This window comes from Bacillus sp. PS237, from assembly GCF_037963345.1.
Lineage (GTDB): Bacteria > Bacillota > Bacilli > Bacillales > Bacillaceae > Bacillus > Bacillus subtilis.
This window is the reverse complement of sequence record NZ_CP150156.1, coordinates 1587605-1611250: the sequence shown is the minus strand read 5'-3', so window position 1 is coordinate 1611250 and position 23646 is coordinate 1587605. Positions and strand designations below refer to the sequence as shown.

Below are 23646 nucleotides of genomic sequence, written 5' to 3'. Positions count from 1 at the left end.
CCGACTTTTTTTATAGGATTAATAAAAAAACAGGCCTCACAGCCTGTTTTCAAGTACAGCAAGGCTTTGAAGCCTCTTTACATCATTTGAATTTATTTTTTATTTTTTAAACCAATCTTTTGACTCGGGATTTCGTTTCCATGTTTGCAGCTTTTTTAGATCATCTGAATGAATATTTCCGTTTTCAAGCGCGACCTCTGTGAGCGTATCATAATCGGTTAATGAGTAGTATGGCAGTTCTGCCTTTGCGAAGGCTTCCTCCGCTTTAGGAAGTCCGTACGTAAAGATTGAGACGACACCAAGCACTTCACAGCCGGCCGCTTGTAAAGCTGCACAAGCTTCAAGCACGCTGCCTCCTGTGGAAATTAAGTCTTCAATGACGACTGTTTTTTGCCCTTCTTGCACAGCTCCCTCAATCTGATTGCCTTTTCCGTGCGCCTTCGGCTTGCTCCTCACATAACACATCGGAAGATTCAAATGGTCCGCCGCAAGAGCAGCATGAGGAATACCGGCAGTTGCTGTTCCCGCAATCATTTCAGCTTCAGGAAAATGCTCTTTAACAAGCTTGCTGATACCTGAAGCAACATCGTTTCTGACCTCTGGGAAAGATAGCGTAAGGCGGTTGTCACAGTAGATCGGTGATAAAATGCCGCTTGCCCATGTGAACGGCTCGTTCGGGCGTAAAAATACAGCTTGGATGTCTAATAGATGTTTTGCGATGATTTGTTTCAAGATTTGATTCCCTCCCATTCAAGTCTGACAGCCTTATAGGCTTTTACCGGGTCTTCCGCTTTTGTAATCGAGCGTCCTACTACAATCGCTGATGAACCTTTCTCTCTTGCAATGGCAGGCGTCGCTACGCGAACTTGGTCATTCGCAGCGTCCTCTGACATTCTGATCCCCGGAGTGACAGTCAGAAATGAAGGCGACACCGCTTGGTAAATGGCTTTTGCTTCATGAACAGAGCAGACCACTCCATCCAGTCCGCTTTCTTCCGCCTGTTTGCTGTAGTGCACAACCGTATCAATCAGAGACTTTTCGATCAGCAGTTCATCTTTCATGATTTGTTCAGATGTGCTTGTCAGCTGGGTTACCGCGATAAGTGACGGACGTTTTTTTCCAGCCGGCGTACCTTCTTCTAAGCCTTTGAGAGCTGCCTGCATCATTTTTTTGCCCCCGGCAGCATGAACATTGACGAGGTCTACTCCAAGACTGGCAAGGCGCTTCATCGCTTTGTTTACAGTAGTCGGGATGTCATGAAGCTTTAGATCTAAAAATAGCTCGCAGTTTCTTTCTTTTAGTTGTTTCACGATAGATGGCCCTTCTTGATAAAAAAGCTCCATCCCAACCTTTACAAATAACGGTTCTTGCTGAAAAGGCGCTAAGAACGCAAGTGTTTCTTCAGCTGACGCAAAATCAAGCGCGATGATGGGCAGGTTGTTTTTCATGATTCCAGCTCCTTCCGATGCATTCTTCAATTGATTGATAGCCGTATTGGAGCAAAACAGATGGGAGCTGTTCAATAATCTCTGGACATGCAAAAGGATTCACAAAGTTTGCTGTTCCGACAGCGACTGCGCTTGCTCCCGCGAGAAGAAATTCCAGGGCATCTTCAGCCGTTTGCACGCCTCCCATTCCGATAATCGGGATGTTGACCATCTGGCTGACTTCATACACCATGCGAATGGCAACCGGCTTCACAGCAGGGCCCGAAAGTCCCCCTGTTTTATTCGCTAATATCGGTTTGCCGGTTTTTAAATCGAGTCTCATGCCGATTAGTGTGTTGATCATCGTAAGACCGTCCGCTCCCGCTTCCTCGATCGCTAATGCAATTTCTGTGATATTAGCCACGTTCGGGGATAGCTTCACATAAACGGGTACATCCGAAACCTCTTTCACCGCTTTTGTCAAATCGGCAGCCATTTCAGGATTCGTGCCAAAAGCGATTCCGCCTGTTTTCACATTCGGGCAGGAAATATTCAATTCAAGAGCATGAACATTAGGCGCTTTGCTGATATGTTCTGCGACTTCAACATAATCATCGACTTGAGAACCTGCGACATTGGCAATGATCGGTGTATCAAACTGCTCAAGCCACGGCAGCTCATGATGCAACACACTATCCAGCCCCGGATTTTGGAGACCGATCGCATTGAGCATTCCAGCACCAGTCTCAGCTACCCGCGGCGTCGGATTCCCAAAGCGCGGCTCCTTTGTCGTAGCCTTAATCATGATAGCTCCAAGACAAGACAAATCATAAAAACGTGAAAATTCTTTTCCAAAACCGAAGCAGCCTGATGCAGGAATGATTGGGTTTTTCAAATCAAGTCCCGGCAATTTCACCTCTAGCATTACAGCGCCACCTCCTGAGCTTTAAATACAGGCCCGTCGAGACATACTTTTACATAGGATGTCTCACTTTCGTTTGTATGGCACACACACGCGAAGCATGCGCCGATTCCGCAGCCCATTCGTTCCTCCATGGACAGATATACTTCTTTATGGGCATATTCCTGTTTTAACGCCTTGAGCATCGGTGTCGGCCCGCAGCTGAGGAGGATATCAAACTCTAGCTTTTTCCGTTTAATCACATCTGTGACAAATCCGGTTTCCCCGTAGCTTCCGTCAGCTGTTGCCACATACGTGTCTCCGTACTGCCGGCATTCTTCCTCGTAAAAAACATCCTTTGCCGATTGGAATCCTAAAACGTGGATGACATTTACCCCTTTTTCAATCAAGCGTTTCGACAGCTCTTGGAGAGGCGGCACACCTACTCCGCCTCCTACCAGCAAAGCCGTCTTTCCGGGTTGAACTTCATTAACAGGAAAGCCATTTCCCAAAGGCCCGAGGACATCCACAAGTTCTCCCTGCTGCTTCAGTGACAAGAGTCTTGTCCCTTCCCCATCTACCCGATAAATGATGGTGACTTCATTTTTTTCAAAGTTGACGTCTGCGATGCTGATCGGCCTTCTCAAAAGAGGCGTAACCGCTTCGCTCACTTTAAGATGAAGGAACTGTCCAGGGGTTGTAAACCCTTGGACAAGCTCCCCTTTCAGAACCATTTGAAACACCCGGTCTGCAATTTGCTGGTTAGAACATACTGTCAAATACGCTTTTTTCATATAGTGACTGCCGCCTCCTGATTTGTGTTGACTGCCGGCATTTGATCAGCACGGAATGTCATGCTTTCCAGCACTCGCAATATCGCCTCTGCCGTATCTAAAGATGTTAGGCAGGCAACACCATTTTCTACTGATTCACGTCTGATTCTAAAACCGTCTCTTGCCGGCTGCTTTCCTTTTGTCAGCGTATTGATGACAAACTGCGCTTCTCCGTTTCTGATGACATCAAGCAAGTTCGGGCCATCCTGACCGATTTTTCCGACGACCTTCGCTGGAATGGAAGCTTCTTTCAGGTAGCCTGCCGTTCCTTCCGTCGCTAAAATGTTGTAGCCGATCGCGTGGAACCGCTTAGCAATGGCAAGCCCTTCTTCTTTGTCCTTATCAGCTACTGTTAAAAGCACGGAACCGTAGTTCGGGATTTGAATACCTGAAGCGATCAAGGCTTTGTAGAGCGCCTTTTCAAGTGTCGAATCTTTCCCCATGACTTCACCTGTTGATTTCATTTCAGGCCCTAACGTAATATCCACTCTTCTCAGCTTGGCAAAGGAGAAGACCGGCGCTTTTACAAATACACCTTGCTGTTCAGGCTGAAGGCCCTCTGTATAGCCAAACGCAGCCAGCTTTTGACCAAGAATGATTTTTGTTGCGAGATTCGCCATTGGGATACCCGTAATTTTGCTTAAAAACGGTACGGTTCTGCTTGATCTCGGATTCACTTCTAGCACGTACACCTCGCCTTGCGACAAGACGAATTGAATATTGAGCAAACCGACAATATTCAGCCCTTTAGCCAATGCGATCGTGTATTGTTCAATTTTTTTCTTAATGTCCTCTGTGAGAGACTGAGGCGGATAAACAGCGATTGAGTCTCCGGAGTGAACGCCCGCACGTTCAATGTGCTCCATAATTCCCGGAATGACGACTGTTTCACCGTCGGATACTGCATCGACTTCAATTTCTTTTCCGGTCAAGTATCTATCAATTAATACAGGGTGCTGTGGATTGATTTTGACTGCATTTTTCATGTAATGAAGCAGTTCCTCTTCATGGTAAACAATCTCCATCGCCCGGCCGCCAAGTACATAGGAAGGGCGTACCAGTACCGGATAACCGATATCACTTGCGATGCTTACCGCCTGATTAACTGATGTCGCTGTTTTGCCAAGCGGCTGAGGAACACCAAGTTCTCCAAGCGCTTGTTCAAATTTATCCCGGTCTTCGGCACGGTCTAAATCTTCTAATGAAGTTCCAAGGATTTTCACTCCGCGTGCAGAAAGCTCGTCAGCAAGGTTAATCGCAGTTTGTCCGCCAAATTGTACGACAACGCCCATTGGCTGTTCGAGGTCAATGATGTGCATGACATCTTCAATCGTAAGCGGTTCAAAATACAGCTTGTCTGAGATGCTGAAGTCTGTTGAAACGGTTTCCGGGTTGTTGTTGACAATAATGGCTTCATAGCCTGCTTGTTTAATTGCCCATACAGAGTGAACCGTCGCATAGTCGAACTCGACACCCTGACCGATTCGAATCGGACCCGAACCAAGCACCATCACACTTTTCTTATCTGTAACGACAGATTCATTTTCTTCTTCATATGTGCTATAGAAGTATGGCGTTTCTGACTCAAATTCCGCCGCGCATGTATCTACCATTTTGAATACCGGCGCAATCCCCGCTTGTTTTCTCAAGCTGTAAAGCTCAGATTCTTTCATTTTCCATTCACGGCTGATGTACTGATCAGAGAAGCCGAGTTCTTTTGCCCGTCTCAGCACATCTGTATCGCCCGCATTGGCCTTCAATTCTTTTTCAAACTGTACGATTCCGAACAGCTTATGCAAGAAGAAGACATCGATAGCGGAAAATTCATGGAGGTCTTCTACCGTGTAGCCTCTTCTGTACGCTTCAGCTAAGTAGAATAAGCGTTCATCACCGGCCTTTTTAATTCGCTTTTCAAGAAGCTCATCTGAAATGTCAGCGGCGTCCTTCAATTCAAGATGATACACATCCGCTTCCAGTGATCGCACTGCCTTCAGCAATGACTCTTCAAGCGTGCGGCCGATTGCCATGACCTCACCTGTCGCTTTCATTTGCGTGCCAAGCTTTCTGTTTGCTGATTCAAACTTATCAAACGGCCAGCGCGGAATTTTGGATACGACATAGTCAAGAGCAGGTTCAAATGCTGCATATGTTTTTCCTGTCACCGGGTTCATCATTTCATCTAATGAAAGTCCGACTGCAATTTTAGCAGCGAGCTTTGCAATCGGGTACCCCGTTGCTTTTGATGCAAGGGCAGATGAACGGCTGACACGCGGATTTACTTCAATAATGTAATATTGGAAGCTGTCTGGATCTAAGGCGAGCTGGACATTACATCCGCCTTCGATCCCAAGCGCGCGAATCAGTTTTAACGATACATTCCGCAAGAGCTGATATTCGCGATCGCTGAGCGTTTGGCTCGGCGCGACAACAATACTGTCTCCAGTATGGATTCCAACTGGATCAATGTTTTCCATGTTACAAACGACAATGGCGTGATCCTGGCTGTCTCTCATGACTTCATACTCGATTTCTTTATAGCCGGCGATGCTTTTTTCAAGCAGACATTGGTGTACCGGGCTTAATTTCAAGCCGTTCTCAACGATTTCTTTTAGCTCTGTTTCATTCGAGCAGATGCCTCCGCCTGTTCCGCCTAATGTATATGCCGGGCGGACAATGACAGGGAATCCAATTTGACTGACGAATTTTTCTGCTTCTTCAAGGGAGTGGATAATCTCACTTTCAGGCACCGGTTCATTCAGTTCATTCATTAATGTTCTGAACAAGTCACGGTCTTCAGCTTGCTGAATCGCAGACAGTTTCGTGCCAAGCACTTCGACGCCGCATTCTGCCAAAACGCCTCTTTCAGAAAGCTCAACCGCAAGATTCAAACCGGTTTGGCCTCCGAGTGTAGGAAGAATGGCATCCGGGCGCTCTTTTCTGATGATTCGTGTCAGGAATTCAGGTGTGAGCGGTTCGATGTAAACCCGGTCAGCCATTTCTGTATCTGTCATGATCGTTGCAGGGTTTGAGTTGACAAGGATGACTTCATAGCCTTCTTCTTTCAAAGCAAGACAGGCTTGTGTTCCCGCATAGTCAAATTCTGCTGCTTGGCCGATGATGATCGGTCCAGATCCGATTACTAAAATTTTGTTAATGTCTACGCGTTTTGGCATACCGCTTCCCCTTCTTTCTCTGTTGTTTCGATCATTTCGATGAATCTGTCAAATAGATGGTTGGCATCCTCAGGACCAGGTGAGGCTTCGGGATGATATTGAACCGTAAATGCCGGCAATGTTTTATGCTTCAGCCCTTCAATCGTATCGTCGTTAATTGCGATATGCGTCACTTCCAGTTCTGTTTTACTGATAGACGAAACTGTATATCCATGGTTTTGAGATGTTAAGGCAACTTTTCCTGTAGCCAGCTCTTTTACCGGGTGGTTTGAGCCCCTGTGGCCGAATTTCATTTTTTCAGTATTCGCCCCGCACGCCAGCGCGAATAATTGGTGGCCGAGACATATTCCGAATAATGGCACTTTTCCAAGAACACCTTTAATCATTTCAATCGCTTCAGGCACATCCTTCGGGTCTCCAGGTCCGTTAGAAAGCATGATACCGTCCGGTTTCAGCTGAAGCACCTCTTCCGCTGTAATGTTGTAAGGCACAACGATGACGTCACATTTCCGTTTGTTCAGCTCTCTTAGAATCCCGTGTTTCATGCCGAAGTCAACCAAGACAATGCGTTTGCCTCTTCCCGGGCTCGGATATGCTGTTTTTGCTGATACTTGGGATACTTGATTTCTTGGCAATTCCGTTTCGTTCAGTCTTTTCAGCACTGCTTCGATATCTTCATCAGATGAAGCGAATGTTCCTTTTAGCGCGCCTGCCGTGCGGATCATTCTTGTCAGCTTCCTTGTATCAATTCCCTGGAGTCCGGGAATGTTTTTCATTTTTAAATACTCGTCTAAGGTGTATGCTGAACGCCAGTTGGAAGGCAGCTCACATAATTCTTTGATGATCAGCCCTTTGACAAAAGGGGTAATGGATTCAAAATCATCACGGTTAATGCCGTAATTTCCGATAAGCGGGTATGTTAATGTTACGATCTGTCCGCAGTAAGAAGGATCAGATAAAATTTCCTGATAGCCTGTCATCCCAGTATTAAAAACGACTTCTCCCATGTTGTGTTCTAAGCTTCCGAAAGCTTCTCCCTCGAATACCGCTCCGTTTTCCAGTACTAATCGTCTCTTCATTTGACAAGTCTCCCCTCTTCATAAGCAAGCTTCCCTGCCGCAATTGTAGCGACCGGCCAGCCGGTGCAACTGATGCCGTTGAATGGTGTATTTTTTCCTTTTGATAAAAATGTCTCTTTGTCTATAACTGCTTCTTTTTCTAAATCGATTAACGTAATGTCCGCAGCTTGCCCCGTTTGTAATGTTCCATATGGGAGACCGAACGCTTCGCATGGCTTGATTGTCATGTAGTCAATCAGCTGCTTCAGTGACCAGCTGCCATTTTTGACAAAGTGTGTGTAAAGAAGCGGGAATGCTGTTTCTAAGCCGACAATTCCGAATGGCGCCAGCTTCATTTCTGTGTTCTTCTCTTCTTCCGTATGCGGTGCATGGTCTGTTGCGATAAAATCAATTGTTCCGTCTAAAAGACCTTCAATTAAAGCAGCTCTGTCTTCTGGGCTGCGGAGCGGAGGATTCATTTTATAGTTTGTGTCCAGCCCCGGGATGTCCTCATCACAAAGCAGCAAATGATGCGGCGATACTTCTGCTGTCACTCTGATTCCCGCTTTTTTCGCATCGCGTACAACTCTGACAGATTCTTTTGTGCTGATATGGCATACATGATAATGGCAGTTTGCCGCCTCAGCCAGCAGCACATCGCGAGCAATATGAACCGATTCACACACAGAAGGAATGCCGTTTAGCCCGTTCGCTTTGGAGAATGTCCCCTCATGTACGCTCCCTCCGTAAATTAAGGAGTTGTCCTCGCAATGTGCAACAATCGCTTTGTCAATTGCGGCTGCCCGTTTCATCGCTTCATACATCATTCCTGCTGTCTGTATACCAACGCCGTCATCTGTAAAAGCAAATGCCCCGGCTTCTTTTAACGCTTCAAAGTTTGTCATTTCATCGCCGATTTGTCTGATCGTAATGGATGCATATGGAAGAACTCTTACGCATGATGTTTCTTTAATTCTGTTTTGCACCCATTCCATCTGCTCCTTTGTATCAGGAACCGGCCGCGTATTCGGCATTGCTGCTACTGTAGTATAGCCGCCGCGCGCCGCTGCTTTTGCCCCGGTTTCAATAGTTTCTTTTTTCTCTCCGCCCGGCTCTCTGAAATGCACGTGGAGATCAACAAACCCAGGTGAAACGAGCAAACCTTTTGCATCAATTACCGTTTCATTATCCGTTGCATCAAGCTTGCCGATTGCGGTGATGGTTTCTCCAGTCACTCGGATATCCGCTTGTGTTTTTTCACCATTTTCGTTTAGTATCCAGCCGTTTTTAATGAGATATGACATACGCTGCTTCTCCTCTTTTCACATTGGTTTGTAAGGCACGCTGTATCACTGCCATTCTGATAAATACGCCATTTTTCATTTGCTTGAAGATTCTTGATTTTTCGCTTTCTACTAAGCTGTCATCAATCTCCACTCCTCTGTTTACCGGAGCAGGATGCATGATGATCGCATGCCGCTTCATACGCTCAGCCCGTTCTACGGTCAAGCCGTATTTGTTTAAATAGCCTTCCTGACTGACAGCGGACTGATGTCGTTCATTTTGAATGCGCAGCAGCATGACAACATCGGAAGACTCAACTGCTTCATCCATTGAGACATACGTGCCGAATGTATTTTCTTCATCCTGCCATTCCGAAGGGCCGGAAAATAGGACCCGGGCACCCAATCTTGTCAACACTTCCGCATTTGACCTTGCCACTCTGCTATGCTTGATGTCGCCGTGAATGGAGACGGTAAGCCCTTTAAACGTATTGAACTCTTCATAAATCGTCATTAAATCAAGCAGTGATTGTGTTGGATGCTGGCCGCACCCGTCTCCCGCATTCAGAATCGGAATGTTCACCTGGCTGACAAGCTCTTCATAATACTCATCCTCACTGTGCCTGATGACGCAGACGTCCACACCGATTGATTCAAGCGTCCGGATCGTGTCATATAAGGTTTCGCCTTTTTGCACGCTTGTGCTTGTTCCATCAAGGTTAAGCACATTCATGCCCAGCTTTTTTTCTGCGACCTCAAAGCTGAACCGCGTTCTCGTGCTCGGTTCGAAAAACAGGTTTGCTGCAAACTTTCCTGTAAGCTGATTGTCTGTTTTTCCGCTTTTGAGCTCTTGTGCTGTTTGAAGCAAATCTTTGATTTCCTCAGTGCTAAGTTCACTCATCGTCGTTAAATGCTTCATGTTCTTTCCCCTCTCTTTTCAACTTAAGGCTGAAAAAAAACCCCGGTCTAAGATAGACTCGGGGTATGGTTAAATAGAGGGCAGCATTGAAGCTTCCTTCTCTTCATAACCCTTCCAAGCCTCTCTGGACTTTCATTAAAAGGTTTTAAATATGATGTTGTTCAGATGTGTCTGCCTGCTCTTCCTTCGCCTGCGGAAGAATCAGGTTTAAGATGACACCGACAATTGCGGCAAGCGCCATTCCTGACACTTGGAATCCGCCCTGAGACACTTGGATAAAAGCGCCTCCTACACCGATGACAAGGATAACTGATGTAATAATGAGGTTTCTGTTGTTTTCATAATCAATTTTGTTGTCAATCAGCATTCTCAGGCCGCTTGAAGCAATGATTCCGAACAGCAGGAAGGAGACGCCTCCCATGACCGCTGACGGCACTGAACTGATCAGCGCTGAAATTTTGCCGATAAAGCCGAAGCAAAGGGCAATCACTGCCGCGCCCCCGATGACAAAGACGCTGAATACTCTTGTGATGGCCAGCACGCCAATGTTTTCTCCGTAAGTCGTTGTCGGAGGGCCGCCGATCAGGGAAGCGAGGATTGTCGCCACACTGTCACCCATAATAGAGCGATGAAGACCTGGCTTTTTAATGAAGTCTTGTCCGACAACCTTGCTCAGCACCATTTGGTGGCCGATATGCTCTGACATTGTGACAAATGCGACAGGAACCATTGCGGCTGCGATGCCGAGCGTAACTGACGGTGAATAATCTTTGAACGGAATGATAAATTCAGGCACTGCAAACCATTTCGCGTCAAGCACCGGCTGGAAGTTGACAATCCCTTGAGTAAGGGCAAACAGGTATCCGCCGATGATTCCGATCAGAACCGGAATCAGGCTTAAAAACCCTCGTAAGAAAATCGCACAAATAATCGTAATTGCCAGCGTAACTCCTGCGACACTAAAGTGCTTTAAGCTGTAGACCAACTCACTCGCGTTCGGATCAGCATACATCGCCATGTTTACTGCAGTGCTTGCCAGTCCCAGCCCGATGACGATAATAACAGGCCCTACGACTACAGGCGGGAGAATCTTCATCAGCCATCCTGTTCCAAGCTGCCTAATCAATAAGGCAATCAGCCCGTACACCAGCCCTGCAAGAAACGCTCCAACCATTGCCGCTCCCGGCCCGCCGGTCGCTTTTACCAGAATGATCGGAGAAATAAAGGCGAAGGATGAACCGAGATACGCCGGAATTTGTCCTTTGGTAATAAGAAGGTACGCCAGTGTTCCGATGCCGCTTGTCACCAACGCCACAGCAGGACTCATTCCGACGAGCTTCGGAACCAAAATGGTTGAGCCAAACATGGCAAACAAATGCTGAAGGCTGAATGAAACCCAAGAGAAAGGTGTCGGGACATCCCTGACCCCTAAATTTACTTTTTTCTTACTCATGATGATTTCCCCCTGATTGTTGACTTTCATTTTAGGATGACTCAATGACTGTATAAAAAAACCTCTTTGCTTTTTTACGCAAAGAGGCATACAAAGACCTGCCGAATACTTTTTGGGCCTTTGTTGTGCACCTCTTTGCAACCTCTCTGGATTGCCCTTAAAAAGGTGATCTATTATTCGTTTTCATAAATGGCGACGAGATCGTTTTGGTCTACCTCATCAAGCTGTACCATAACCTTTTCAGACTTTGATGTCGGGATGTTTTTCCCGATATAATCCGCTCGGATCGGCAGCTCCCGGTGTCCTCTGTCCACAAGCACTGCAAGCTGAATGGAGGAAGGTCTGCCTACATCAACAAGCGCATCCATTCCTGCTCTGACTGTTCTTCCGGTATACAGAACATCATCAACGAGAATGACTTTTTGATCTGTAATATCTACCGGAATATCTGCACCTTTTACAAGCGGTTCATCGTTGCTTGTTTTTTTAGAAAGATCATCTCTGTAAAGAGTAATATCAATTTCACCGACTGTAACAGGATTTCCCTCAATCTGTTCAATGCGTTCCGCAAGGCGTTTTGCCAGGTAAATCCCTCTTGTCTTAATGCCGACAAGAATGCAGTTATTCATTCCTTTATTGCGTTCGATCATTTCGTGAGCAATCCTGGTCAGCGCCCGTCTAATTGCCTGTTCGTCGAGAATGACAGCTTTTTGATTCAATGTGTGACACCTCACAGTTCATATAGAAGAAAAAACCCCTCCTGCCAGAGCATAGAGGGGTTTTAGGACAAGGTGCGCGCCTATACACGCATCCCGTCTATCCGTTATCCTTCTCAGCCTCTCTGGACTGTTTTAAAGAATCTATTCAGCTTCGTTTATTATTTCAGAAAAGAAACCCTCTGTCAACCGTTTTTTCTGAGGTTTTCGATTAATTCTGCCATATCCTCGGGAAGCGGCGCTTCAAATTCGACATATTCTCCTGTTCGTGGATGGTCAAAACCTAAAACTCCCGCGTGAAGCGCTTGGCCATTAAAGTCGATTGTTTTTCTTGGGCCGTATTTCGGATCGCCTGCTAATGGGAATCCGATATATTTCATATGAACACGAATTTGATGGGTTCTCCCTGTTTCAAGCTGGCACTCCACTAACGTAAAATCCTGAAAACGCTCAAGCACATGAAAATGAGTGACAGCGTTTTTGCCATCACGTGTCACAGTCATGCTTTGACGGTCTTTTTTATCCCGTCCGATCGGCGCGTCAATTGTGCCGTCATCATGAGAAATAAGCCCGTGGACAACCGCCGTATATTTCCGCGTGACCGTTTTGTTGACCAATTGGTTTACGAGTGACTCGTGCGCCATATCATTTTTCGCCACCATTAATAAACCGGACGTGTCCTTATCGATTCTGTGAACAATACCCGGGCGCATCACACCATTTATTCCGGAAAGGTCTGTGCAATGAGCCATAAGACCGTTTACAAGTGTGCCCGTAAGATGCCCGGGTGCTGGGTGAACAACCATTCCGCGAGGTTTGTTGACGACCAGCACATCCTGGTCCTCATAATAAATATCCAGATCCATAGGCTCTGCCAGGACGTCGAGCGCTTCCGGTTCAGGTACAGTGACGGTCACCTGATCACCCGGCTGAATTTTATAATTCGCTTTCACCGCGCTTCCGTTCACGACAACCTGTCCGTCTTTTACCCATTGCTGAACCTGGGTTCTTGACCAATCATTCTCAGTCGATGCCAAAAATTTATCAATCCGCTCACTTTTTTGTTCTTCTGAAGCGGTTATATCAATTTGATTCATGCTATTGCTCCTTTTTCTTTTTCCCGCTGTCCAACAGCATTTGTATAAATAAAAGCATTACGCCGACACATAGTGAAGAGTCCGCGATGTTAAATATCGGGTAATTGTAATTGACAATAATAACATGGATAAAATCCACAACTTCCTGTCTGACAGCCCGATCGATAAAGTTGCCGATGGCACCGCCAAGCATAAGTCCGAGGGCAACGCCAAGAAGCCTTTGTCCCTTTGTATAACGCTGTATGTAATAAACAATACCAATAATAACAGCGGTTGTTATGAGGTAGAAAAACCACATTTGACCCGCTAATATCCCCCATGCAGCACCCGTATTGCGATGGGAGGTGATATAGAATACCTGATCAATGATCGGAATGCTTTGGCCAAGTTCCATGTTCTTAACAACTAGCCATTTTGTCAATTGATCGGCTGCAATAATAAGTAGTGCAATCATATAATACAGCACAAACGTTCCTCCAGTTTACGGTTACTTTAATCCATTATGCATTTTATCAATAAAAAGCACTGGAGTAAAGAAATATCAGGCATATTAACCGGACAGACACTGTTATTCATACAGTGCCTGACCATATTCGATATCCGTTGATTTCCATATCGGAAGCGTTTTTTTCTCAAATTGGACAGAATAAAGAAAATCGTTTGCTGTTCGGGCCGTCGGCAGCACTGCCAGCTTTGCAAGAGGAATGGGGGCCCCAGTTTCTTCACAGTATCCGAATGTGCCGTTTTCGATTTTGGACAATGCAAGGAGAACGTCTTGAAGTTCTTCTTTAATATGATAGATCAGAGTTGCTTTTTGTTTTTGATTGATTGCTGCTTGCGGGCTTGTAGAAACCTGAAAGCAAGAATACTCAAATAATCTCGACTGTAATTCTTCTTTCATCAGAAGAAGTTCCGTATAAATTGCGGTCAGTTGATCATTCATTCTTCACAACTCCTGCTCTTAACGTAGTATCTTTATTGTTGCCTGTGAATGATGATCTAAAGCCCATAAGATTTTTCCTTTCGTTCTAAAGGATGTCACTCTTGGCACAAAAAAAGCCCGGCTTTTACGCCGGGCTCTTTTGCATTATTTTTGATAGTATTTTTCAACGATTTCAGCGTTGCGTAATGAAAGTGTAGGATATTTCGGATTTGCCCCTACATCTTTTGAAATCACACGAGATCTCTCACACATTTCGCCTTCCGCTTTCTCGACAGCGATTTTACCCGTCGCAAAGCTTTGCGCATCGTTCGGCGCTTCATTTTCTTCGCTGATTGTCAGTTCAGACACAATAAACAGCTGAGAAAGGTTTTCTTTTATGGAAGCCAAGAGCTCCTTGTTTTCTTTGTTTGGATACAATTTCAGGTTTGCTTCCAAAGATTTACCGATAATTTTTTCATTTCGCGCAGTTTCTAATGCTTTTAACACGTCATCACGAAGAGCCATAAAGCGGTCAAATTTTTCTTCAGTCGCTTCACTGTTTGGAACCGTGATTGTTTCCGGCATATCGGTCAACTGAACGCTCTGCTCTTCAACAAATGTTAAATGAGACCACAATTCGTCTGCCGTATGTGGAAGGATAGGCGCTGAAAGCTTCACTAATGCAAGAAGCGTTTCGTAGAATACTGTCTGCATGCTGCGTCTATCCGGATGATCCGCATGCTCGATGTAGACAATATCTTTTGCAAAATCAAGGTAGAATGAGCTCAATTCGATTGTGCAGAAATTATGAATGCTGTGATACACAACCGCAAATTCGTACTCATCATACGCTTTTTTCACTTTATCAATCAGCTTGTTCAGCTTAATCAGCATATACTGATCCACTTCGCGAAGATCTTCGACAGCCACCGCATTTGTTTTTGGATCAAAATCGAAAAGGTTGCCGTGAAGGAAACGGAACGTGTTGCGGATTTTACGATATACTTCCGCAACCTGCTTCAGAATGGCGTCAGACACGCGAACGTCCGCCTGATAATCCACTGAAGATACCCATAATCTTAAGATGTCGGCACCAAGCTGTTTCATGACTTTAGCCGGAACAACAACGTTACCGATTGATTTACTCATCTTACGTCCTTCTCCATCCAGTGCGAACCCATGGCTGAGCACACCTTTATACGGCGCTTTCCCTGTTACGGCTACTGCTGTAGAAAGAGAAGAGTTAAACCAGCCGCGATATTGGTCAGATCCCTCTAGGTATAGATCAGCCGGGCGAACGAGGTCATCACGTTCTTCAAGCACTGCTTGATGTGAAGAGCCTGAATCAAACCAAACATCCATGATATCCTGTTCTTTTGTAAATGTGCCGTTCGGGCTGCCAGGATGCGTAAAGCCTTCCGGAAGAAGATCCTTTGCTTCTTTTTCAAACCAAATGTTTGATCCATGCTGTCTGAACAATTCAGAAACATGTTCAATGGTTTCATCTGTAATAACCGGTTCTCCGTTTTCAGCGTAAAATACCGGAATCGGCACACCCCACGCACGCTGTCTGGAAATACACCAGTCTCCGCGGTCCCGAACCATGTTGTGCAAACGCTGCTCGCCCCATTCAGGAACCCATTTGGTTTCTTTAATGGCATCCAGCAGGTCTGATCTGAAATCTTTAATAGACGCAAACCATTGCGCTGTTGCTCTGAAAATGGTTGGTTTTTTTGTTCTCCAATCATGCGGATAAGAATGAGTAATGAATTCAAGCTTCACAAGTGCGCCTTTTTCATCAAGCTGCTGTGTGATCGCTTTGTTTGCATCATCATAGAACATGCCTTCAAAGCCAGGAGCTTCGCTTGTCATTACACCTTTTTCATCGACCGGGCAAAGCACATCTAAACCGTATTTTTGGCCGATGATAAAGTCATCTTCCCCATGTCCAGGCGCTGTATGAACACAGCCTGTTCCGGCATCAGTTGTTACGTGTTCACCAAGCATAACGAGAGAGTCTCTGCCATATAGCGGGTGTTCAGCGATAATGTTCTCAAGGTCTTTCCCTTTGACCGTTCTTGTCACTTCATACTGATCAAATCCGCATGCCGATGCAACATTTTCGACTAAGGCACTTGCTACAACAAAGCGGTCTTCACCTACTGCAATCACGCTGTACTCAAGATCAGGGTGCACTGAGATTCCGAGGTTCGCCGGAATTGTCCACGGCGTTGTTGTCCAAATGATGATGCGCTCGCCGTTTTCAAGAACGCCTTTTCCGTCTTTTACACCAAAAGCGACGTAAATAGATGCTGAACGTTTATCTTGATATTCGATCTCGGCTTCAGCCAGAGCAGACTCACTTGAAGGTGACCAGTTAACCGGTTTAAGGCCTTTGTAAATGTAGCCTCGTTTTGCCATTTCACCAAATACGCGGATTTGCTGCGCTTCGTATTCCGGTTTTAATGTCACATATGGGTTTTCCCAGTCACCGCGGACACCAAGACGTTTGAATTGCTCACGCTGTCCCTCGATTTGCTTCCAAGCGTACTCTTCGCATAGTTTGCGGAATTCCGCTACTGACATTTCTTTGCGGTTGACCTTTTTGTTTTTTGTCAGAGCTGTTTCAATTGGCAATCCGTGTGTATCCCAGCCCGGCACATACGGTGCGTTGTAGCCGCTCATTGATTTATAGCGGACAATGAAGTCTTTCAAAATCTTGTTAAGTGCATGGCCCATATGGATGTCGCCGTTTGCATACGGAGGTCCGTCATGTAAAACAAATTTCGGGCGGTCTTTCGTCCGTTCCTGAACAAGACGGTAGATATCTTCTTCCTCCCATTTTTTTTGAATGTCAGGCTCACGGTTTGGCAAATTTCCACGCATCGGGAAATCTGTTTTCGGCATTAAGAGCGTGTCTTTAAAATCCATTTTCATTCCTCCACTGCATTTTTTCAGAAAATAAAAAAAGCCCTCTCATCCCATAAGGGACGAGAAAGCTTATCTCGCGGTACCACCCTTTTAGAAAAAGCAAGCATACACTTTTTCCTCTTGAGCATCGTAACGTGATGAACGTCCTAACCTACTGTGAGTTCAGCAAGGAAACTAAAGGGCTGATCTACATGATTCCGGCCATCCCGGACTCTCACCATCTCCGGGTCGCTATGAAGGCCTGAAGGAAACATGACTGTCCCTTTCAACCGTTTTTTCATCTGAATTTATGAACGTATTATATTCGACAAGCTAAGAAAATGTCAAGATAATCAGAGAATTTATTCCTTTTCCTCAAATACAGCGTCGACTTCATACTCAAGGAGATGATCCCAATCGTCATTTTTCAGAAGATCAAGCTGAGCTTCAATCAGCATTTGGAAACGTGTTCTGAACACTTTAGACTGTTTTTTCAGCTCTTCAATTTCCATTGCAATTTTTCTTGATTTTGATAACGATTCGTTGATAATGCGATCAGCGTTTTTCTCCGCTTCCCGAACGATCAGCTTTGCTTCTTTTTGAGAATTGCGTTTTACGTCTTCAGCCGCTTCTTGAGCAACTAAAATTGATTTATTCAATGTCTCCTCAATATTGGCAAAGTGTCCGATTCTTTCATCAAGCTCATTGACTTTCGCTTCAAGCTCAGTTTTCTTGCGGAGAACAATTTCGTAATCTTTTCTGACTTGGGCTAGGAATTCATTTACTTCATCTTCATCATATCCGCGAAAACTTTTTGTAAACGTCTTGTTGTGAATATCATTTGGCGTTAATGGCATGATGCCACCTCCATTTTTACATTTCAGTACGGTTATCTAGTTCACATTATAAAACAAATTTCGCACAGATGGAGAAAAAAACTGAAAAACCGACTATTTTTGTCGTTCAAACGTAACTCTCCATTTGTCTTTTTTGGTTTTTCCTTCGATTTTTGTTAAGCTGCACCGGCCAAAACCTCTGATAGACAGCATGTCCCCTTCCGCGACTATGTATGAAGGATCTTCAACCACCTTCCAGTTCACTTTCACAAGGCCGTTTTTCACAAGCGTCTGTGATTTCTGGCGGGATTGCCTGCTCATAGAGGCGCAGACGGCGTCAAGCCTTAAAGAAGAAACCGTGTCATCTCTTATTTCGACATCAACTGCTGGAATGTTAAGGTCTGACAAGTCGATTTTCTCTAGGCTGACCGCCGCTTTGCCTGCTTGGGTCAGCTGTGCAGCCACAAAATCAGCGGTATCGGCTGAGACAATCAATTGCACTGCTGTCTCAGAAAACACGATGTCACCGAATTTTTGCCGCTTTAATCCTATGCCCATTAATGCACCAAGCAGAGAACGATGATCTACTGAGACAAACTTGTCAGCATAACGGACGTTAAACGCCTGCAGTTCAAAATCTGATTCTTCCGGAGTAATGTACTCTGGAAACAGAATCGCCCGTTTCCGCTCCGCTCTGTCATAGCCGCCGGAAAAGGCAAGCCCGACATCTGCCTGTCCCGTAACAGCAGAGAGGATGACCTGCTCTCGGGGATCTAAAAAGTCGGTCAGCTTCATCCGGTACTGCTCCTGGACAATTCTTTTCCATTCGAGCGCTTGATCAATAAAGGCCCGCTCGTCTTTTCTGAAGTGCTGATATATATCGCTCATCGTCTTTCCCTTCTATGTAAAGAGGCTTGGCTGCTGCCAAGCCCCTATCAAACTGTCACATTAAAACGCAATCATGCGATAAAGTCCCCACAAGCCGGTTGTCGCAAACCGAAGCACAAGTATTGCTACGATTGGTGAAATATCCAGCATTGCAATCGGAGGGATGATTTTTCTGAATGGTTCGAGATATGGTTCACAAATCGAAGCCAAAAAACGCCCGACTGCTGTTTCCCTCGTACTCGGCACCCATGACATAAAAATATATATGATCAGGGCAAATGAGTATATTGTGATTAATAAGCTTAAAACCGAAAAAACTTGATAAAGGATCATCTCGCTTTACCACCTCTGATGTTCGTCTTCAGATATGAGCTCAGAAATTGTGCCTGATACATCTACGTTGTCAGGCGTGCAGAGGAAAATATCTGAGCCGATTCTTTGAATATCGCCGCCAATGGCATAAACGGTTCCGCTTAAAAAGTCAACAATCCGCTTCGCCTGGTCATGCTGTATCCGCTGAAGATTGACGACAACTGCCCGCCGGTTCTTCAAATGGTCGGCTATTTCCTGCGCCTCCGCATAAACGCGCGGCTCACTCAACACCACTTTAGAGGATTTCTGAACACTTTGCAAGCTCACTACATTCTGTTTGCCCGCAGGTTTATTCCCGTTGTAAGCCGGCTTTTCTTTTTGCTCATGCTCCTCATGAGATTCCCGCTCTGTCTCAATATATTCATATTCGTATTCTTCATCTTCCATTGAGAAAAAGTTTTTCAGTTTATTTTTCATACTCATTGCTGTACACCCCCTGTTTCATTTCCGACTAACGATGAGCCGATTCTAATATAAGTAGCTCCTTCTTCAATTGCAATTTCAAAATCATTTGACATGCCCATCGACAGTTCAGTACACGGAGCGTTCGGCTGGTTCAGCTTCTGAACCTGGTCACGGAGTTCTCTCAGCGACCTGAAACAGCTTCTGATCTGATCTTGATCATCAGTCAGCGGAGCCATTGTCATCAGCCCGGCAACAAGGATATGTTCGAAACCGGAAAGCTCCTGTATGAATGGAATGACTTCTTCTTTTTTCATGCCATGTTTAGAAGGCTCAAGAGAGGTATTGACCTGCACAAAGCATCGTACAGTACCTTCAGCCCGTTTTTCAATTTCTTTCGCTAATGAGAGCCGGTCTAGGGAATGGATATAGGAAACCGAATTGACGACAGATTTTGCTTTTCTTGATTGCAGACTGCCGATAAAATGCCATTCCGGATTCCCTTTCATCAATTCCTGTTTGCGGAGCAGTTCCGCATCCCGATTCTCTCCGAGGCAGGTGATGCCAGCATCTACTGCCTCCTGTGCTCTTTCAGGTGATACATATTTTGTGACTGCAATAACCGTAACTTCATCGGAGCTGCGGCCCGATCTGTTACATGCTTCGTTTATTCGTTCGTTTATATGTCGTAAATTATCAACAACACGCAAGATCTTTTATGCCTCCTTCATTCCGATAAAGGACATCATCCGTCCAGTTTTCCCCTGATCGCGGCGATGAGAATAGAAAAGAGACGGCTCGCTTTCCGTGCATAAACCGCTGACAGAAATTTGTTCACTTGCCAAACCGCTGTCCATCAGTATAAGACGGTTCAGCTCTTTCAGATCAAGCTGATATTGTGCCTTTGCCGTCTGATTGGCGGCAAGGTCTGCTGAAACCGGCAATGCGCGGACAGCATCCATGACGCGGTCGTCTACCGTATAGCATGCTCCGCTGATAGACGGGCCAATAACAGCGTAAATATCTGAGGGATTTGAACCTTCCTTCTCAGTCCATTGCTTCACCATTTCTCTGCCAATCTGTTTGACGGTGCCTTTCCACCCGGCATGGGCGACTCCGACAAGCGACTTAACCGGATCATAAAAGAAAAGAGGCACACAATCAGCAAAGCATAATGCTAAAAATACATTTTTTTCATTTGTATAGATCCCGTCCGTTGCTTTTAGAGCCGTGTGATACTCACGGGCGCCTTTTCCCCTATCCCTCTGCGTCACTTTCTGAACGCGATTATCATGTGTCTGATCAGCGAATACCCAAGACTGCAAATCAGTATTAAACATATCGGCAATATATTCACGATTTTTAACTACATCTGCATCTTTGTCATGAACGTGCAATCCTGTATTTAACGATTCAAAAGGCTTTTGGCTGACACCGCCGTTTTTTGTCGTAAATCCGGCAATGACCTCTTTGTTGTTTTGATTCGTTTGAGCCCAGTCTTGTATCATGAGTGTCGAGGGTGTGGTAAGACTGAATGGGTGATATGTATTCATGATGATCCAACCTTTCGACAAACATTTAAAAAAGCGGAATTTCCCACTTATTTTACCACATCTTACTGCATTCGTTGAGCGCCGATTTGCATATTTCTAAATGAAATGTGCCGGAAGAATCGAGACTTCCGGCATTTGCCAATCTGCGGCAGACAAGCAGGTTTATGCATGTGGTTCACTTAATCGGACTAAGATTACATCTTCCCCGATTTTTACTATATTTCGCCATGGAATGACCAATTCCTCTTCTTTTCCAAAAAATCCGAGAACTTTCCCATTTCCTCCGAGTATGATCGCCTGAATTTTTCCAGTGGTCACATTGATATCAATATCACCAATACTCCCCAGCTTTTTTCCGTTTGAGACATTGACGACATCCTTTACCTGAAATTCTGAAATGCTGATCATTCCATCACGTCCTTTTTCCGTCCTTTTGTTCAAGTATATGAACGGGCAGGCTGAACCTTGTCAGCAAGAAGAAATTTTCATGTCATTGTTCTTTTTTCCGGCTGCACCAGCTGATGATAAAATCGAGTATAATTTTTGTATACTCTACTAGCTGCTCAATCGATACCTTCTCGTTCACAGAGTGTGCATTGTGCAGATCTCCAGGACCGTATATTACGCATGGAATACCGGCATCATACAGCCATCCGCCATCTGTAACTGATTGAGAAACGTCAATAATTGGACACTCCCGTTTCACTTTCTGATGAGAGGCAGTTAGCGCTAAGACGCCTGGGTGGCCAGGGTCAACTTCCAATGCCGGAAAAATTTCTCCCCTGTCTTCTATCATAGATGAGCCTCCCCACTTGAATACAGGGCGGTTTTCCCTAAGCCAAATATCACTGTCACTCAGCCGATTGACGTAATCTTCTATTTCCGCTGCCACTTGGTCATGGGTTTCATTCGGATAAAAATGGACTGTGATCCACAGCCGGCATTCGTCCGCTATAAAAGCCGCATGTCTGCCGCCTTCTATAACTGCCGGGTTAATCGTATTTGTGCCTGGTTTAAAACCGGGATAACTTTTCATAATAGACCAGTGGCGCTCAAGTTCACCGAGCCCCGCAATGATTTTTGCCATTTTTTCAATTGCGCTTGCTCCGAATGTTCCTCCGCCTGCATGAATCATATTCCGTCTCGTTCCATCATGAAATGTTTGACTGCTTTTGATTTCGATCCAGCCTGTAATGACACCGCCTTGGCCTTGAATATGCATATCGCTCGTATCCGCGACAATTGCAAAATCAGCGTGGTAGCCCCTCTTGCAGCATTCAAGTGTGCCGGCCTCTCCAACTTCCTCCCCAATAACCGATTGCAGAATCAGATCACCTGGAAGTTCAATGCTTGCTTCACGAATTAATTTGACAGCAAACAGCACACAAGCCATTCCGCCCTTCATATCGGAAGCGCCTCGCCCGATTAAGAGACCGTTTTTTTCAATGGGATGAAACGGATCGTGCTTCCATTCTTCATCCTCTTTTACCTCTGCCACATCTACATGGCCATTGATAATCAGGCTATAATAATCTGCTGAATCTGTTCCTTTTAGCTTCCCTACAACATTGGGATCTCCAGGGTACACATCCCATTTGTCGATCGAGAATCCCAATTCATTTAAATATCCCGCAATCCAAGACTGAATGCCCTCTGTATTTCTTGCAGGCGGAGCAGGTGTTTGATAAGAAATCAGCGTTTTCGCAAGCTGAATAAGCTCCTCCTTATGTTCTTCCACTTTTTTTTGCAAAGAGTATATTTGTTGATCCAATGTAAATCCGCTCCTATTCTTTAAAATCAAAAAAGCCGTTTCAAATGTGATGAAACGGCTTAATAAAAACAAACGGAGTCCGATGTACTCCGCTTTTCACCGCTTCCCTCCGCTGGCATGATCCAGATCAGGTCAAAAGGGTTGAGACAAAGTCTCTCTCAGCTTCGCAAAGCACCCCTAGGATGAATCTATATATATTTGTCAGGCATTCGTTATCGGCTCAGCTCTTGTTAAAAACGGCCGATCCTGATTCCATAATACATGGATTGGCGTATCAAAAAAAGCGGAAAGTATTTGATCAGTAAGCATTTCCTTTATTTCTCCGGATCCAAAAACCTCTCCCTGTTTTAATAAAAGGGCTTTATCAAAGACAGGCAAAATTTCTTCAGCATGATGAGTCACATAAAGGATAGATGGTGCATTTTCTTTGTTTGCAATGTATGTAATCGTATCTAACAGCTTTTCCCGGGCAATAAAATCCAGTCCTGTGACTGGTTCATCCAGTATCAGCAGCTCCGGATCGGCCATTAGTGCTCTAGCAATCAATGCTCTTTGTTTTTCCCCTTGAGAAAGGGTTTCATAGCGGCGATCGGCATATTCAATTGCTCCCAAGTCCTCTAACAAACCTATCGCTTTTTCCCTGGTTTCCTTACTTGGCGTTTCATATAACCCAATCGAAGCGTAAGCTCCGCTCAAAGCAATTTCAAAAGCTGAATCTGCCGGATACAATTTTTGCTGAAGAGCTGCTGAGACGAGGCCAATTTTACGTCTGAGCTTTTCCCCAAGCTCTGTTTTGCCAAATTCATGGCCGAGCACCTGCATCTCGCCTGATGTTGGAAAATAATATGAGCAAAGCATATTTAACAGCGCTGTCTTCCCGGCGCCATTTAGGCCGTAAAGCACCCAATTTTCCTTTTCTTCCACCTTCCAATGAATATCTTTCAGTATCCATTTCCCATTCCGTTTTAGTGAGACATTGTCAAGCTGCAAAATCATCGTGGTCCTCCTCTTTATTGCCTTTTATAATTGTTTTAATTTTCATAAAACTTTGTACGAACTAGGATACCTTACTTTTTCCAAAACGTAAACCATCCATAATCAATAGAAAAGCCTTTAAAACAACATCGTTTTA

23 protein-coding genes, 1 riboswitch and 1 other annotated feature are annotated in these 23646 nt (G+C 45.2%); all 23 genes read right to left on the bottom strand.

Annotated elements, in window-relative coordinates:
* Positions 1-99: 99 nt before the first annotated feature.
* The 23 genes from pyrE to NST22_RS08290 all read right to left on the bottom strand — a co-directional run bounded on the left by pyrE (position 100) and on the right by NST22_RS08290 (position 23510).
* Positions 100-732, bottom strand: coding sequence for an orotate phosphoribosyltransferase (gene pyrE / locus NST22_RS08400; protein ID WP_003245090.1), 633 nt, complete (start codon positions 730-732; stop codon positions 100-102).
* Positions 729-1448 carry an orotidine-5'-phosphate decarboxylase gene (gene pyrF / locus NST22_RS08395; protein ID WP_187002220.1) on the bottom strand — a complete coding sequence of 240 codons (720 nt, stop codon included), beginning with the start codon at positions 1446-1448 and terminating at the stop codon, positions 729-731. Before pyrF ends, pyrE begins: the two co-directional genes overlap by 4 nt.
* The gene (locus tag NST22_RS08390; RefSeq protein ID WP_003245610.1) at positions 1417-2352 is read right to left on the bottom strand and encodes a dihydroorotate dehydrogenase; all 936 of its coding nucleotides are present in this window, start codon (positions 2350-2352) and stop codon (positions 1417-1419) included. Before NST22_RS08390 ends, pyrF begins: the two co-directional genes overlap by 32 nt.
* Positions 2352-3122, bottom strand: coding sequence for a dihydroorotate oxidase B electron transfer subunit (gene pyrK, locus NST22_RS08385; protein ID WP_003232111.1), 771 nt, complete (start codon positions 3120-3122; stop codon positions 2352-2354). Before pyrK ends, NST22_RS08390 begins: the two co-directional genes overlap by 1 nt.
* Positions 3119-6334, bottom strand: coding sequence for a carbamoyl-phosphate synthase (glutamine-hydrolyzing) large subunit (gene carB / locus NST22_RS08380; RefSeq protein WP_003232113.1), 3216 nt, complete (start codon positions 6332-6334; stop codon positions 3119-3121). The genes pyrK and carB overlap by 4 nt, the downstream gene beginning before the upstream one ends.
* Positions 6319-7413, bottom strand: coding sequence for a carbamoyl phosphate synthase small subunit (locus NST22_RS08375; RefSeq protein WP_003232115.1), 1095 nt, complete (start codon positions 7411-7413; stop codon positions 6319-6321). Before NST22_RS08375 ends, carB begins: the two co-directional genes overlap by 16 nt.
* Positions 7410-8696 (bottom strand): dihydroorotase, encoded by a 1287-nt coding sequence (locus NST22_RS08370; protein ID WP_003245035.1) that lies wholly within the window; start codon positions 8694-8696, stop codon positions 7410-7412. Before NST22_RS08370 ends, NST22_RS08375 begins: the two co-directional genes overlap by 4 nt.
* Positions 8680-9594, bottom strand: a complete 915-nt coding sequence (locus tag NST22_RS08365) for an aspartate carbamoyltransferase catalytic subunit (protein WP_003245123.1) — start codon at positions 9592-9594, stop codon at positions 8680-8682. Before NST22_RS08365 ends, NST22_RS08370 begins: the two co-directional genes overlap by 17 nt.
* A 145-nt stretch (positions 9595-9739) precedes the next feature.
* Positions 9740-11047, bottom strand: coding sequence for a uracil permease PyrP (gene pyrP / locus NST22_RS08360; RefSeq protein WP_003221479.1), 1308 nt, complete (start codon positions 11045-11047; stop codon positions 9740-9742).
* A 173-nt stretch (positions 11048-11220) separates the two neighbouring features.
* Positions 11221-11766 carry a bifunctional pyrimidine operon transcriptional regulator/uracil phosphoribosyltransferase gene (pyrR, locus tag NST22_RS08355; RefSeq protein WP_003232127.1) on the bottom strand — a complete coding sequence of 182 codons (546 nt, stop codon included), beginning with the start codon at positions 11764-11766 and terminating at the stop codon, positions 11221-11223.
* A gap of 182 nt (positions 11767-11948) precedes the next feature.
* Positions 11949-12860 (bottom strand): RluA family pseudouridine synthase, encoded by a 912-nt coding sequence (locus NST22_RS08350; RefSeq protein ID WP_003245307.1) that lies wholly within the window; start codon positions 12858-12860, stop codon positions 11949-11951.
* A gap of 1 nt (position 12861) precedes the next feature.
* Positions 12862-13326 (bottom strand): signal peptidase II, encoded by a 465-nt coding sequence (gene lspA / locus NST22_RS08345; protein WP_003245047.1) that lies wholly within the window; start codon positions 13324-13326, stop codon positions 12862-12864.
* A 102-nt stretch (positions 13327-13428) separates the two neighbouring features.
* On the bottom strand, positions 13429-13803 hold the full coding sequence (ylyA, locus tag NST22_RS08340) for a sporulation-related RNA polymerase-binding protein YlyA (protein ID WP_003245479.1): 375 nt from the start codon (positions 13801-13803) through the stop codon (positions 13429-13431).
* A gap of 144 nt (positions 13804-13947) precedes the next feature.
* Complete coding sequence (ileS, locus tag NST22_RS08335) at positions 13948-16713, bottom strand: isoleucine--tRNA ligase (protein ID WP_003245512.1); 2766 nt, start codon at positions 16711-16713, stop codon at positions 13948-13950.
* Between the two features lie 52 nt (positions 16714-16765).
* Positions 16766-16992: a binding site (T-box leader), on the bottom strand.
* A gap of 62 nt (positions 16993-17054) precedes the next feature.
* Positions 17055-17549 (bottom strand): septum site-determining protein DivIVA, encoded by a 495-nt coding sequence (divIVA, locus tag NST22_RS08330; protein WP_003221468.1) that lies wholly within the window; start codon positions 17547-17549, stop codon positions 17055-17057.
* 93 nt (positions 17550-17642) lie between these two features.
* Complete coding sequence (locus tag NST22_RS08325) at positions 17643-18416, bottom strand: RNA-binding protein (RefSeq protein ID WP_003232140.1); 774 nt, start codon at positions 18414-18416, stop codon at positions 17643-17645.
* Positions 18417-18476: 60 nt separating this feature from the next.
* Entirely contained in the window at positions 18477-18749 is a 273-nt protein-coding gene (locus NST22_RS08320; protein ID WP_003221463.1) for a YggT family protein, read from the bottom strand.
* Between the two features lie 6 nt (positions 18750-18755).
* Complete coding sequence (sepF, locus tag NST22_RS08315; RefSeq protein WP_003244791.1) at positions 18756-19211, bottom strand: cell division protein SepF; 456 nt, start codon at positions 19209-19211, stop codon at positions 18756-18758.
* Positions 19208-19900 (bottom strand): YggS family pyridoxal phosphate-dependent enzyme, encoded by a 693-nt coding sequence (locus NST22_RS08310; protein ID WP_003245324.1) that lies wholly within the window; start codon positions 19898-19900, stop codon positions 19208-19210. Before NST22_RS08310 ends, sepF begins: the two co-directional genes overlap by 4 nt.
* A gap of 6 nt (positions 19901-19906) precedes the next feature.
* Complete coding sequence (pgeF, locus tag NST22_RS08305; RefSeq protein ID WP_009967191.1) at positions 19907-20743, bottom strand: peptidoglycan editing factor PgeF; 837 nt, start codon at positions 20741-20743, stop codon at positions 19907-19909.
* A gap of 162 nt (positions 20744-20905) precedes the next feature.
* Positions 20906-21151 carry a YlmC/YmxH family sporulation protein gene (locus NST22_RS08300; protein WP_003232153.1) on the bottom strand — a complete coding sequence of 82 codons (246 nt, stop codon included), beginning with the start codon at positions 21149-21151 and terminating at the stop codon, positions 20906-20908.
* An 82-nt stretch (positions 21152-21233) separates the two neighbouring features.
* Complete coding sequence (ylmB, locus tag NST22_RS08295; RefSeq protein WP_003244730.1) at positions 21234-22514, bottom strand: N-formyl-4-amino-5-aminomethyl-2-methylpyrimidine deformylase; 1281 nt, start codon at positions 22512-22514, stop codon at positions 21234-21236.
* Positions 22515-22601: 87 nt separating this feature from the next.
* A riboswitch (TPP riboswitch) is annotated at positions 22602-22703 on the bottom strand.
* A gap of 12 nt (positions 22704-22715) precedes the next feature.
* Positions 22716-23510, bottom strand: coding sequence for an ABC transporter ATP-binding protein (locus NST22_RS08290; RefSeq protein ID WP_003232156.1), 795 nt, complete (start codon positions 23508-23510; stop codon positions 22716-22718).
* Positions 23511-23646: the final 136 nt, after the last annotated feature.

Bases quoted from the DNA above. Each gene is read 5' to 3' on its own strand.
- pyrF (WP_187002220.1), bottom strand. From the start codon at position 1,448: ATGAAAAACAACCTGCCCATCATCGCGCTTGATTTTGCGTCAGCTGAA.
- NST22_RS08390 (WP_003245610.1), bottom strand. From the start codon at position 2,352: ATGCTAGAGGTGAAATTGCCGGGACTTGATTTGAAAAACCCAATCATT.
- pyrK (WP_003232111.1), bottom strand. From the start codon at position 3,122: ATGAAAAAAGCGTATTTGACAGTATGTTCTAACCAGCAAATTGCAGAC.
- carB (WP_003232113.1), bottom strand. From the start codon at position 6,334: ATGCCAAAACGCGTAGACATTAACAAAATTTTAGTAATCGGATCTGGA.
- NST22_RS08375 (WP_003232115.1), bottom strand. From the start codon at position 7,413: ATGAAGAGACGATTAGTACTGGAAAACGGAGCGGTATTCGAGGGAGAA.
- NST22_RS08370 (WP_003245035.1), bottom strand. From the start codon at position 8,696: ATGTCATATCTCATTAAAAACGGCTGGATACTAAACGAAAATGGTGAA.
- NST22_RS08365 (WP_003245123.1), bottom strand. From the start codon at position 9,594: ATGAAGCATTTAACGACGATGAGTGAACTTAGCACTGAGGAAATCAAA.
- pyrP (WP_003221479.1), bottom strand. From the start codon at position 11,047: ATGAGTAAGAAAAAAGTAAATTTAGGGGTCAGGGATGTCCCGACACCT.
- NST22_RS08350 (WP_003245307.1), bottom strand. From the start codon at position 12,860: ATGAATCAAATTGATATAACCGCTTCAGAAGAACAAAAAAGTGAGCGG.
- ylyA (WP_003245479.1), bottom strand. From the start codon at position 13,803: ATGAATGATCAACTGACCGCAATTTATACGGAACTTCTTCTGATGAAA.
- ileS (WP_003245512.1), bottom strand. From the start codon at position 16,713: ATGGATTTTAAAGACACGCTCTTAATGCCGAAAACAGATTTCCCGATG.
- divIVA (WP_003221468.1), bottom strand. From the start codon at position 17,549: ATGCCATTAACGCCAAATGATATTCACAACAAGACGTTTACAAAAAGT.
- NST22_RS08325 (WP_003232140.1), bottom strand. From the start codon at position 18,416: ATGAGCGATATATATCAGCACTTCAGAAAAGACGAGCGGGCCTTTATT.
- NST22_RS08320 (WP_003221463.1), bottom strand. From the start codon at position 18,749: ATGATCCTTTATCAAGTTTTTTCGGTTTTAAGCTTATTAATCACAATA.
- sepF (WP_003244791.1), bottom strand. From the start codon at position 19,211: ATGAGTATGAAAAATAAACTGAAAAACTTTTTCTCAATGGAAGATGAA.
- pgeF (WP_009967191.1), bottom strand. From the start codon at position 20,743: ATGAATACATATCACCCATTCAGTCTTACCACACCCTCGACACTCATG.
- NST22_RS08300 (WP_003232153.1), bottom strand. From the start codon at position 21,151: ATGATCAGCATTTCAGAATTTCAGGTAAAGGATGTCGTCAATGTCTCA.
- NST22_RS08290 (WP_003232156.1), bottom strand. From the start codon at position 23,510: ATGATTTTGCAGCTTGACAATGTCTCACTAAAACGGAATGGGAAATGG.